Source organism: Candidatus Thiopontia autotrophica (assembly GCF_982804495.1).
Genome location: NZ_CEYDPX010000001.1, coordinates 241,037 through 252,898, shown reverse-complemented (window position 1 = coordinate 252,898; position 11,862 = coordinate 241,037). Strand labels below are relative to the sequence as shown.

At 49.1% G+C, this 11,862-nt stretch carries 15 protein-coding genes and 1 pseudogene; 6 read left to right on the top strand and 10 right to left on the bottom strand.

From position 1 onward, the window contains the following. Positions 1–64 precede the first annotated feature (64 nt). From AC3ZFK_RS01405 to AC3ZFK_RS01365, 9 genes are all read right to left on the bottom strand, one after another. The gene (locus tag AC3ZFK_RS01405) at positions 65–1,129 is read right to left on the bottom strand and encodes a CNNM domain-containing protein (protein WP_487541245.1); all 1,065 of its coding nucleotides are present in this window, start codon (positions 1,127–1,129) and stop codon (positions 65–67) included. Between the two features lie 297 nt (positions 1,130–1,426). Then, positions 1,427–2,092 carry an endonuclease III domain-containing protein gene (locus tag AC3ZFK_RS01400; protein ID WP_489433700.1) on the bottom strand — a complete coding sequence of 222 codons (666 nt, stop codon included), beginning with the start codon at positions 2,090–2,092 and terminating at the stop codon, positions 1,427–1,429. Continuing rightward, positions 2,076–2,858 carry a 23S rRNA pseudouridine(2605) synthase RluB gene (gene rluB / locus AC3ZFK_RS01395; protein WP_487505988.1) on the bottom strand — a complete coding sequence of 261 codons (783 nt, stop codon included), beginning with the start codon at positions 2,856–2,858 and terminating at the stop codon, positions 2,076–2,078. Before rluB ends, AC3ZFK_RS01400 begins: the two co-directional genes overlap by 17 nt. Beyond that, positions 2,858–3,487, bottom strand: coding sequence for an SMC-Scp complex subunit ScpB (gene scpB / locus AC3ZFK_RS01390; protein WP_487505987.1), 630 nt, complete (start codon positions 3,485–3,487; stop codon positions 2,858–2,860). The genes rluB and scpB overlap by 1 nt, the downstream gene beginning before the upstream one ends. Before the next feature lie 5 nt (positions 3,488–3,492). Beyond that, positions 3,493–4,290, bottom strand: a complete 798-nt coding sequence (locus tag AC3ZFK_RS01385) for a segregation and condensation protein A (protein WP_487505993.1) — start codon at positions 4,288–4,290, stop codon at positions 3,493–3,495. Positions 4,291–4,371: 81 nt separating this feature from the next. After that, a complete protein-coding gene (locus AC3ZFK_RS01380) occupies positions 4,372–5,607 on the bottom strand; it encodes a tryptophan--tRNA ligase (protein WP_489433699.1) in 1,236 nt (411 codons plus the stop codon). Between the two features lie 17 nt (positions 5,608–5,624). Further along, positions 5,625–6,281: a site-2 protease family protein gene (locus AC3ZFK_RS01375; protein WP_487505985.1), complete on the bottom strand. Its 657-nt coding sequence runs from the start codon at positions 6,279–6,281 to the stop codon at positions 5,625–5,627. Between the two features lie 9 nt (positions 6,282–6,290). Next, the gene (locus tag AC3ZFK_RS01370) at positions 6,291–6,914 is read right to left on the bottom strand and encodes an L-threonylcarbamoyladenylate synthase (protein ID WP_487505992.1); all 624 of its coding nucleotides are present in this window, start codon (positions 6,912–6,914) and stop codon (positions 6,291–6,293) included. 13 nt (positions 6,915–6,927) lie between these two features. Further along, entirely contained in the window at positions 6,928–7,797 is an 870-nt protein-coding gene (locus tag AC3ZFK_RS01365; protein WP_487505984.1) for a PHP domain-containing protein, read from the bottom strand. Positions 7,798–7,854: 57 nt separating this feature from the next. Here AC3ZFK_RS01365 and AC3ZFK_RS01360 point away from each other — a divergent pair, with 57 nt between their 5' ends. The 6 genes and pseudogenes from AC3ZFK_RS01360 (at position 7,855) to AC3ZFK_RS01335 (ending at position 9,840) form a co-directional block, all read left to right on the top strand. After that, positions 7,855–8,457, top strand: a complete 603-nt coding sequence (locus tag AC3ZFK_RS01360) for a septation protein A (RefSeq protein ID WP_487505983.1) — start codon at positions 7,855–7,857, stop codon at positions 8,455–8,457. Then, positions 8,458–8,757 (top strand): YciI family protein, encoded by a 300-nt coding sequence (locus AC3ZFK_RS01355; RefSeq protein WP_487505982.1) that lies wholly within the window; start codon positions 8,458–8,460, stop codon positions 8,755–8,757. Next, positions 8,754–9,011 carry a BolA family protein gene (locus AC3ZFK_RS01350; RefSeq protein WP_487505981.1) on the top strand — a complete coding sequence of 86 codons (258 nt, stop codon included), beginning with the start codon at positions 8,754–8,756 and terminating at the stop codon, positions 9,009–9,011. The genes AC3ZFK_RS01355 and AC3ZFK_RS01350 overlap by 4 nt, the downstream gene beginning before the upstream one ends. An 11-nt stretch (positions 9,012–9,022) precedes the next feature. Then, positions 9,023–9,106, top strand: a pseudogene (locus AC3ZFK_RS01345) (pyrimidine/purine nucleoside phosphorylase); the annotation flags it as partial. Positions 9,107–9,219: 113 nt separating this feature from the next. Further along, on the top strand, positions 9,220–9,405 hold the full coding sequence (locus AC3ZFK_RS01340) for a YgaP family membrane protein (protein WP_487505980.1): 186 nt from the start codon (positions 9,220–9,222) through the stop codon (positions 9,403–9,405). Between the two features lie 21 nt (positions 9,406–9,426). Beyond that, the gene (locus AC3ZFK_RS01335) at positions 9,427–9,840 is read left to right on the top strand and encodes a CoA-binding protein (protein WP_487505979.1); all 414 of its coding nucleotides are present in this window, start codon (positions 9,427–9,429) and stop codon (positions 9,838–9,840) included. 2 nt (positions 9,841–9,842) lie between these two features. Here AC3ZFK_RS01335 and ligA read toward each other — a convergent pair whose 3' ends face one another. Then, complete coding sequence (gene ligA / locus AC3ZFK_RS01330; RefSeq protein WP_489433698.1) at positions 9,843–11,861, bottom strand: NAD-dependent DNA ligase LigA; 2,019 nt, start codon at positions 11,859–11,861, stop codon at positions 9,843–9,845. Position 11,862: the final 1 nt, after the last annotated feature.

Sequence of the window (11,862 nt, the reverse complement as noted above, 5' to 3'; positions counted from 1 at the left end):
TTGATGGGTGGGGCCGCATTTGAGCGCGAGAATCACAATCTAACCTTATTCGTTAGGCAAATACTTAAATAGAATCTTCATCTTTAGGCAGCGTAATACCCATTGCCTGTGCCCGTTTTTTCCACATGCGTCGAGCATATTGTTGCATGTCAGCTGTCTTATCACTTTCATCCATTATCTCCAGCCCGAGCAGGGTTTCCAGGATATCTTCCATAGTAATTATGCCCTCCATGCCGCCGTATTCATCGATGATTACCATTATGTGCGCTCTCTGGTGTAGCACTTCGTCAAATGCATCAGATAATGAGGTTTTATCTGACAATGTATGCAGATTACGTCGATAAGACTCAAGTTTATTGTCAGTATTGTTTCGCGCCTGCGCCAATAATAAATCATCCTTGAGCACAAAGCCGGTGAACATTTCATCGTTTTCTGCATAAACGGGAATGCGTGAAAAACGCGAATCGTAGTGATTATCGAAATATTCATAAACTGTTAGCGATTCGGGTAATGAAAACACCACGGGACGGGGCGTCATCACGTCGGTGACGATTGTTTCGTGAAGCCTAAACATGTTTTTCAGGATTCGTGATTCCCGCTCTTCTAGTTGCCCTTCCTGCTCACCAAGTTCTGCCATGGCAGCAAACTCTTCGCGGTTGAAGCCTTCGATTTTCTTATTGCGTGAAATTCCGCGTGTCAATAATTCAGATAAAACTACAAATGGGTACAGCATCTTTATAAGGAATCTAAGTCCTTGTGCTGTAACGCCTGCCAAAGCACGCCAGTATGTTGCACCCAGTGTTTTCGGGATAATCTCCGAAAACACCAGAATCATCAGCGTCAGGATTGCAGAAAACAACCCTACCCAAGCGTTGCCAAACACCAGGACTGCTTGTGCACCGGCACCGACAGCACCTACGGTATGGGCAATAGTGTTTAGTGTGAGAATTGCTGCCAACGGCTTGTTGATATCACCCTTTAACTCACGTAACAGCGAACCTGAAATTCTCCCTTCCTGCTCAAGCACCCTGATATGGGCCGTAGTTACACTGAGTAGTACCGCCTCTGCAATGGAGCATAAAAACGAAAAGAGCAAGGCGACTGCCACATAAAGGATGAGAATGGTCATGTTGATAAGAGATTATATAGTATAAACATGGCCGGTCTATATAATGGGGTTGATTGCCTAACAGTATATTAGACGGAATCTCTAAATATGGCACTATGCGGATTCCGTATATTATCGAGAGCATTGATCTCATAGAGGGAGCCCAAAGCCACCCGGTAACCTCTTGATTTATTTCAACCCAAACAGTAACAAATTATGGAATCCTTCTCAAATAACCGTCCCGAGCAAGGAGCTAAAGATAGGTCTAAAGAAGATAACGTACCATAAAGAACATAATTATGAGGATACAATACTTAACTACCCCTGAATTAAGTATTGAAAATCACAAGAGATGGGGCAGTTTTCACATGATGGCCGTTTTTTACAGTGTTGCTTGGCATGCTCCACTATCAAGGCGTGAAATTCATTTAACTGTTTTACCAGGCCTCCACCACCTTCCGTCCGAAAATCCCTCTCTACCAGATGGCGGATCATCTCGTATGGTTCATCACCCGAGATTGCTCCAGTACGCTGAAAGATTCTCCTGGTGTAGGCATCGACCACAAAAACCGGGCGCTCAAATGCATACAGGAGAATATCATCAGCAGTCTCTGGCCCTACTCCATTGATCTGCAACAACTCCTCACGAAGCTGCTCGCTATCCATCTCCCATAGATATTTTTCATTCTCAATGTACCAGGCGCAGTAACCATGTAGGCGCTTGGCCTTTTGATTAAAGTAACCGGATGGCCGAATCAGCTCAGCAAGTCTTGGTTGGGCCGTAGAGAGAATAGCCTCAGCAGACAACAGATTATTCGTGCGCAGGTTATCAATTGCGGTCTCAACACGTTCCCATGCAGTGTTTTGGGTGAGGATTGCCCCAACCATCACCTCGAACGGGGTCTCTGCTGGCCACCAGTTTTGGGGGCCGTAGTGGTTATAAAGCTCCCTGAATAGTTGTCTGGGGCTACTCTTTTGCCTCATCAACTCTGGCCACATTTCTCAATTCTGCAATCTCTTCCTGGGTGAGTTCACGACTCTTGCCTGCACGAACCTGTTTGCCCAGAAAGATGGGGCCATAGCGAACTCTCATAAGGCGGCTCACTGTTAACCCTACCGCCTCCCACATTCTTCTAACCTCGCGGTTGCGCCCCTCCTGCAACACCACATGGTACCAATGGTTTACCCCCTGGCCACCGGAGTCCACAATATCGGAAAATTTGGCTACACCATCCTCAAGCTCAACCCCCTTGATGAGCTGGTCCAGTTGCTCATCTGTTGCCCCCCCCAGGGTGCGGACTGCATATTCACGCTCCACCTCGGCAGATGGATGCATCAAGCGGTTGGCAAGATCACCGTCTGTAGTAAAAAGCAAGAGTCCAGAGGTGTTGTAGTCCAGTCTTCCGACCGAGATCCAGCGCGCGCCCCGTATTTTTGGCAGATGTTTGAATACGGTGTCACGCCCCTCCGGATCACTACGGGTGGTCATCTGTCTTGCGGGCTTATTGTATAGAATTACCCTGCTTCTATTGCGCATCCCGCTTTTGGGGAATGGATTAATCAGCTCCCCATCAAAACGAATCTCATCGCTGGCGGTTACTCTTACCCCCAATTCGGCAGGCTGACGATTGACCTTGACCCGCCCCTCTTTCATCCACCTCTCAACCTGACGACGAGAGCCTATACCGGCCCGCGCCATTACCTTCTGCAGGCGCTCTCCTGCCGGCTCATCAGGTTTCTGCTCTGTCACTATGTACTACTCTCGTTCACGACCAGTCTGAGATCAGCTCTTGAGGAATCATCACCGTCATCATCAAGCTCAGGCTCCTCCTGCTCCAGCTCAAATTCGCCATTCATGGCACCAAGCTCTTTCAGCTCCATCAGGGTTGGCAGCTCTTCCAGTGTTCTCAGCCCAAAGTAGTCGAGGAATTTTTTTGTTGTGCCATACATTGCAGGACGCCCCGGCACATCCTTGTGACCGAGCAGGCGAATCCACTCTCTCTCTTGCAGGGTCTTCATGATGTTGGTGCTGACTGCTACTCCGCGGATCTCTTCAATCTCTCCTCTGGTAATTGGTTGGCGATATGCAATCAATGACATGGTCTCAAGCAGTGCGCGTGAATAACGGGCCGGTTTCTCTTCCCAAAGACGGTTAATCCAGGTGGATAGATCCTGTCTGACCTGCATTCTCCAGCCACTGGCAACCTCAATAACCTCATAACCATGCCCTTCACTCTCACTCTGCAACTGCCTCAATACCTCGACAATCTCTTGTCGCTCGGGCTCTGCCCCCTCTTCAAAGAGCGATCGCAATACCTTTATGTTTAGTGGCTTGCCTGAGGCCATCAATGCGGCCTCGATAATGTTTTTCAGACTCATCTCCATTATTGCTCCTCTCCACTTTCCATCGATCTTTCATTTGGTGAGCTGATGTAGATTGGCCCGTAAGGCTCATTCTGTACAATACCAATCAGTGAATCCTTGATCAGCTCGAGGATGGCCATCAGTGTAATCACTACACCCGCGCGCCCCTCTTCAACCTGAAACAGGGAGCCAAACTCAACAAATTCCGCCCCCTCTTCAAGCAACACCAGAACACTGCTCATGCGCTCCCTAATAGAGAGTGGCTCACGCTGCACATGGTGGCTATTAAACAGCTCTGCCCGCTGCAGAACATCACTAAATGCGGTTAGTAGTGCCTGTATCTGCACCTCTGGCTGAGGACGTGCGCCACGAACAGGTGCCGCAATCTCTACTGAATTTATGTCTCTCTCCATTCGCGGCAGTTCGTTCAGCTCCTCCGCCGCTCTCTTCAGCTGCTCATACTCCTGGAGACGACGAATCAGTTCAGCGCGAGGATCATCTTCATCCTCAATCTCTTCATGACGAGGCAACAACATCCTTGATTTGATCTCAGCCAGCATGGCAGCCATAACCAGATACTCTGCTGCCATCTCCAGATTCAGGGCCCGCATCATCTCGACATACTCCATGTACTGACGAGTCACCTCGGCAATTGGAATATTCAGAATGTCCAGATTTTGGCGCTTGATAAGGTACAGAAGAAGATCAACCGGACCCTCAAACGCCTCCAGCACCACCTTGAGTGCCTCAGGTGGAATATAGAGATCTTTTGGGAGCTCCTGTAGCGCCTCTCCAGAGACCCTAATTCCTCTCAGCATCTTCTCGTACTCTGGATCAACAACTGTTGAACTCTCCTCCAGTGGCAACTCTTGATTCACTTTAGTATCCCCAATTAACTGCTAATAGACCAGACCCATCGCCTGACGAACCTCAACCATGGTTCGTCTTGCCTCCTCACGAGCCAGCTCACCACCCTCTTCAATAATGTTTCTCACCAAATTTGGCTCATCGGTAAATTTCTGCGCACGCTCACGCATGGGCACCAGCTCCTTTAGTACTCCATCAACCACAGACTGCTTACAATCCAGGCATCCGATAGATGCGGTACGACATCCTTCAGCCAGATCTTTACGGTCACTCTCGCTTGTGTAGATATGATGAAAATCCCAGACCGGGCATTTTGCAGGATCACCAGGATCGGTAAGCCGAACCCGCGCAGGATCTGTTGGCATGGTGCGGATTTTCTTCTCGGCCTCTGCCGGATCCTCTCTGAGAGAGATGGTGTTGTTATAGGATTTTGACATCTTCTGCCCATCCAGCCCTGGCATCTTTGATGCTTTGGTCAGCAGAGCCTGTGGTTCCGGGAGAATAATCTTGCCTCCCCCCTCGAGATAACCAAAGAGACGCTCCCGATCACCAATTGTAATATTCTGTTGCGACTCCAGTAGTGCGCGTGCCGTCTCCAGTGCCTCATGGTCACCCTCTTCCTGAAAACTTCTGCGTAGTCGACCATAGAGTTTGGCGTTCTTCTTCCCCATCTTTTTGGCGGCACTCTCTGCCTTCTCCTCAAAACCTGGCTCTTTGCCATATAGATGGTTAAAGCGGCGCGCCACCTCGCGGGTCAACTCAACGTGGGCCACCTGATCTTCTCCAACCGGAACCTGCCCTGCACGATAGGCAAGGATATCTGCGCTCTGCAGTAACGGATAACCAAGAAAACCATAGGTAGAGAGATCTTTCTCCTTCAACTTTTCCTGCTGATCCTTGTAGGTTGGAACCCGTTCAAGCCAGCTTAACGGGGTTATCATCGAGAGCAGGGTATGAAGCTCGGCATGTTCCGGCACCTGTGACTGCACAAAGATTTTGGCAGATGTCGGATTTACTCCGGCAGCCAGCCAGTCAATAACCATCTCCCAGACGCTTTTATCAATCACTGATGGATCTTCGTAATGGGTAGTCAGTGCATGCCAGTCTGCCACAAAGAAAAAACACTCATACTCGTGCTGCAGGTGAACCCAGTTTTTAAGCACCCCATGGTAATGGCCGAGGTGCAGATTGCCAGTTGGGCGCATCCCCGAGACCACACGCTGAAATTGTGCCGGTATGGTAGAGCTATTGTTGGTAATTGAGTTCATAAATTAATAACCGGCCATCAAAATCCGGCCAATGAGAAGAGAATTCCACTTATGCCGTTTATCAACGGCCCCATAATCTGTCCAAGAATACCTGTTGCCAATAGTCCAATAAGAATGAAAAAACCATAAGGTTCTATTCTGCTGAACTTCCATGAGAGCCTGCCCGGCAGAAGACCGGTAACTACCCTTCCCCCATCCAGTGGCGGTAGTGGCAACAGATTAAGAACCATCAAGACCACATTAATTAATATGCCTGCTTGTCCCATATAGATAAGTGGCTCGGACACCAGCGGCAGTGAGTTGTGTATCCCAACCCCCACAACAATCGCGATAAGCCATAACAGTGCCATTACTCCATTGGAGAGTGGTCCCGCAATGGCAACCCATACCATGTCTATCTTGGGGTTACGCAGATTTTCTGTTGTAACCGGAACCGGTTTTGCCCATCCAAAAACAAACCCCGTCTGCAATACAACGAGTAACAGGGGCACCAACACTGTCCCCATTGGGTCAATATGCTTTACCGGATTAAGGGTCAGTCTCCCCATCATCATTGCTGTCTTGTCACCAAACTGCTTGGCTACCCAGCCATGTGCAACCTCATGGACCGTAATCGCAAAGAGAACCGGGAGCGCCCAGATTGCTATTGTCTGGATCATGGAAAATGAATTCATTGCGGTTGATTATCGCTCAAATGGTGACGGATCACCACAACCTGCCCGCACAACTTCAGGGATTCCATCAACCATATTTACTACAGTTGTTGGCTCCACACCACAACGCCCCCCATCGATAATAAGATCCAGTGCATGCCCCATCTGCTCATCTATATCATGAGGATCATTCAGGGGAAATTCTTCACCCGGCGGGATCAGTGTGGAGCTCATCAGAGGCTCGCCAAGATCTTCCATCAACGCATGTGCAACCCTGTTGTCAGGAACACGAAGCCCGATGGTCTTGCGCTTTGGGTGTTGCAAGCGGCGCGGCACCTCACGACTGGCCTTTAGGATCAATGTATAGGGGCCAGGCATAACATGCTTCATCAAGCGAAAGGAGGTGTTGTCAACCTTTGCATAGAGACTCAGGTCAGAGAGGTTTGGGCAGACCAGGGTAAAATTATGGTCACTCCCAACCTTACGTATTTTTCGTATCCTCTCCATAGCCTGCTTGTCACCAAGATGACACCCCAGGGCATAACTGGAATCTGTTGGATAGGCGATAACTCCTCCTCTACGAATTACCTCTACTGCCTGCCGGATTAACCTCGGCTGCGGATTTATTGGATGAATCTCCAGGATAGGTGCCATAGTTGGTAGTGCGTTATCTGTTTGCAGTTTGCGGAACTCTGGGGTGCCGGCCAAGCTCCCAACGTTCCCATATTGGTTCACATTTTTTTGGCAGTGACGGCAGACGACCAAGCTCAACCCAGCGATTGCCGGGGTCATGGAAATCAGACCCCCTGGATGCCGCAAGCCCCAATTGAACCGCATGCTGCCCCATGGTCTGAATCTCATTTCCATTGTGGCTACTGGATACCACCTCCAACCCCTCACCCCCACACTCAATAAATTCCCCCAACATGCTTCTAAGTTTCGTACGGGTCATTCCATAACGTGCGGGATGGGCCACAACTGCAACCCCACCAGCGTCATGAATCCACTGCAGTGCCTCCTCCATCGATGCCCACTTCCCACTCACATAACCAGGCCGACCTCTAAGTAGATATTTTTTAAAGGCATCCTGCATTGTTTCCACTGCCCCAACACCAACCAGAAAACGACCATAATGGGTACGTGTCAGCAGATCTCCCTGCTGATACTCCAAAGCACCACTATAGGCATCAACAAAACCTGCATTCTCCAGGCGACGTCCAATCTCCTCTCCGCGCCATTTTCTATAATCACGCAGATGGCTTAAACCTTTTACCAGACCAGCGCTATCAGGATCAACATCAAGACCTACAATGTGAACTGTCTGTCGCCCCCAGGTTACGGAGATCTCTACTCCTGCCAACAACTGGATCCCAACTCTCCTGGACTCCACAACTGCCGCACCATAACCGGCCACCTCATCGTGATCAGTAAGTGCCAGCACATCAACCCCCTTATCCCGGGCACGGCGCACCAGATCACTGGGGGTAAGTGTTCCATCAGAGACTGTAGAGTGGCTATGGAGATCGTAATTAAACATGGATTGGTATGGTATGATTAGGAACTTTACTAAAGATGCTATTTTACTCCTCCTGCAATGAAATTTCTGTTTGATCTCTTCCCTGTTATCCTCTTTTTTGTCGCCTACAAGATGTATGGCATCTTTGTTGCCACCGCAGTTGCGATCGCAGCATCCGCCATTCAGGTGTCCATTTTCTGGCTCAAACACCGCCGCTTCGAGAAGATGCATCTTGTAACTCTTGGACTGATTACAGTACTGGGGGGGGCAACACTTATCTTTCAGGATGCGGCCTTTATAAAATGGAAGGTCTCCGTTGTAAACTGGGTCTTCGGGCTCGCGTTCATTGCAAGCAGTTACATTGGAGAGAAACCGCTTGCTGAACGGATGATGGGTAGCAGTGTCACCCTTGCAGACAATATATGGCACAGACTCAACTGGAGCTGGGGAATATTCTTCATAATTGTAGGCTTCATCAATGTATACGTTGCCTTCTATTATGGCCTGGAGATGGATGAAAAAACCCGAGAGGAGATCTGGGTTAACTTCAAGCTGTTTGGGGTTATGGGGTTAACTTTTACCTTTGTGGTTGCGCAGGCCTTCTATATGACCAGACACATCCAGGAAGAGCCCGAGGAGATTCAAGCAGAGATACCAGAACGACAAATAGAGGATAGATAAATGCTATACGCCATCATCAGCCAAGATCGTGACGACAGCCTTGAGGATAGAGTGGCAACTCGTCCAGACCATCTTGCACGGCTGGAGAGGCTGCGCAGCGAGGGTCGTCTTGTTCTTGCCGGCCCCCATCCCGCCATAGATAGTGAAGACCCTGGCCCTGCCGGATTTACCGGAAGCCTGGTGGTTGCAGAATTCCCATCTCTTGAGTCTGCCCAACAGTGGGCAGATAGTGACCCCTATATTGCAGCCAATGTCTATCAGAGTGTGACGGTAAAACCCTTCAAAAAGGTGCTGCCTTGACTGCTGAGGAACGGATAAAAGCTATTCATGCTCTCCTGAGTGACCACATCTCCCCGACTTTTCTGGAGATTGAGGATAATTCTGATGAACACGCCGGACACAAAAGTGCCGGTGGTGCCGGTCACTACACTGTACATATAGCATCACCACTGTTTGCCGGAAAAAACATGCTCCAGCAACACAGACTGGTCTACAGTGCTGTTGAGCCCCTAATGGATAGTGAGATTCATGCCCTGAGCATTAAAATCAAATAAAGGAAAAAGAGATGCTAAAAACCAACCAATATTTTGATGGAGACGTGGTATCAATCGCATTTCAGACCGAAACTCTGCCGGCAACAGTGGGGGTAGGTTGAGACAGAAACTGCATACCTCTGCACCTACGGATAAGCTTGAAATTTTATAGAAACAATTAGGCTATACTCTTACGCGCTGTTCTTTTAATCCAACAAAGGAGTTTTCAATGTCTAAAAATGTAGGTGGTATTGATCGAATTTTGCGTATTGTAATTGGTGTTGCTCTAATCGCAGCAACTGCAGCTGGGATGTTGCCTGTCTGGGGGTATATTGGTGTTGTTCCTCTGGCTACCGGACTCTTGTCCTGGTGTCCTGCCTATACAGTTCTGGGGATAAAAACCTGCAAGTGTTGAAGCAGGTCTGAAGGAGAAGTAGTGTTTACCAACCCCTCTCTTGATCAGATTCATACCAGGCTGAGGGAGATCCACACCATAGCTGTGGTGGGGATCTCCTCTCAGCCAAACAGACCCAGCCATCGTGTCTCTGCAGCCATGCAGACATATGGGTTTCGTATTATTCCTGTACGCCCGGGAGGTGGAGAGATTCTTGGTGAAACTGTTTATGGTTCACTTGATGAGATTCAAGGCCCGATTGATCTGGTAGATGTATTTCGTGCACCAGAACATGTGCCCGCCATTGTTGACGATACTATCTCTCTGGAGATTCCTGCAATCTGGCTACAGGAGGGGGTGATTCATGCAGAGTCAGCTCAACGCGCCAGTGATGCGAATATTTTTACCGTTATGGACAGATGCATCTACAGGGATTACGTAGAACTGTTCAGGTGATGCTACGACCGCAATAGACTCTGCAGCCCCTCTTCATCCAAAACCTGAATACCAAGTGTCTCTGCCTTTACTTTTTTTGACCCTGGATCCTCACCACAGATCAGTGCAGTTGTCTTCTTTGAGACTGAACCCGTAACCTTTGCACCCATGGCCTGCAGTCTCTCTTTGGCCTCTGACCGTTTCATATTGCGCAGAGTACCTGTGATTACGTAACTCTCTCCAAGTAGTGGTTGTGGCAGTCTCTCCTGGGGGATGATTGTCTCCCAGACCACCCCTGATCGTAGCAGACTCTCAATAACCTTACGATTATGATCCTGTCGAAAAAAGGTAAATATGTTATGCGCAACAACAGGGCCAACATCATCCACCACCTGCAGATCATCAATGGTTGCCTGCATGATTGGCTCCAGATCACCAAAATGGATAGCAATGGAACGGGCGGTTGCCTCTCCCACTTCAGGTATGCCGAGAGCGAATAGAAGCCGTGGTAACGTGGTTTTTCTGCTCTTGCTCAGCGACCCTACAAGATTGTCTGCTGATTTATCTCCCATCCTCTGCAAAGATGAGAGCTGTTCCGAATTAATGCTGAAAAGATCTGCTGCAGTTGCAATGATCTTCTCATCTACCAGCTGATCTATAAGCTTTCCACCCAACCCCTCTATATCCAGGCCTTTGCGAGAGGCGAAATGCCATATGGCCTCCTTGCGTTGTGCTGGACAGAAGAGCCCTCCACTACAGCGAGCCACACTTTTATCCTCTTCACGCAGAACCTCAGAACCACATACAGGACAGCTGTTTGGCATCTTCCATATCTCAGTATAGTGCGGTCGTTTATCCGGTATGGTTCTAACCACTTCTGGGATTACATCTCCTGCACGACGAACCACCACTGTATCTCCAACTCTTACATCCTTGCGCTGCACCTCATCCTCGTTATGGAGGGTCGCGTTGGAGACTGTAACACCGCCAACATCCACCGGCGCAAGACGTGCCACCGGCGTCAAAGCTCCGGTACGACCAACCTGTAGATCTATCGATAGCAACTCTGTGGTTGCCTCTTCGGCAGGAAATTTCCATGCAATAGCCCAGCGCGGAGCTCGTGAGGTAGAGCCCAACTTCTGCTGCAGCTGAAATGAGTTCACTTTAAATACAACCCCATCGATCTCATAGGGAAGCACCTCTCTTCGTGACAGGAGATCCGCATAAACCTCTGCACAGCCATCCAACCCGCTCACCACCTGTGACTCTGTTGATATTGGTATCCCCCATGATGAAAGTTGCTCAATCAGCTGTTGATAGCTCTCTGCTTTTTCCCCTCCCTGTTGAATACCGATGCCATAACTTATGAAAGAGAGTGGTCGCTTTGCGGTTATTGATGAGTCAAGTTGACGCAGACTGCCGGCCGCGGCATTTCTGGGGTTTGCAAACAGTTTCTCTCCAGCAACACTCTGGGACTGGTTCAGTCGCTTGAAGTCATCTATGGAGATGAACACCTCACCTCTAACCTCAAGGCGATCGGGGAGATTATCACCATGCAATCTAAATGGAATTGTGGGTATGGTACGTATATTAGAGGTTACATCCTCACCTGTTTGGCCATCTCCTCGTGTTGCTCCACGAACCAGAACACCATCTATATAAAGAAGATTAAGTGCCAGCCCATCCAGTTTTGGCTCAACCACATACTCTATATGCTCTATTTCACCACGCTCTCTCACTCTCCTCTCAAAACCTTCCATCTCGGAATAGCTAAAGGCATTATCCAGTGAGGCCATTGGGGTCTCATGATCTACTGACTCAAAGGCTGAAAGTATCTCCCCCCCCACTCGTCTTGTGGGAGAGTCATCTCTCTTTAGCTCAGGATAATTCTGCTCCAGCCCCTGTAGCTCCCTAAAAAGAGCATCATATTCTGAATCCAGAATCTCCGGGGAGTCCAGGGTGTAGTAGCGGTGGTTATGGTAGTTAAGCTGATCACGCAACTCTTGAGCACGAGCTGCGGGCAGAGGAGACTGTCCACTCATC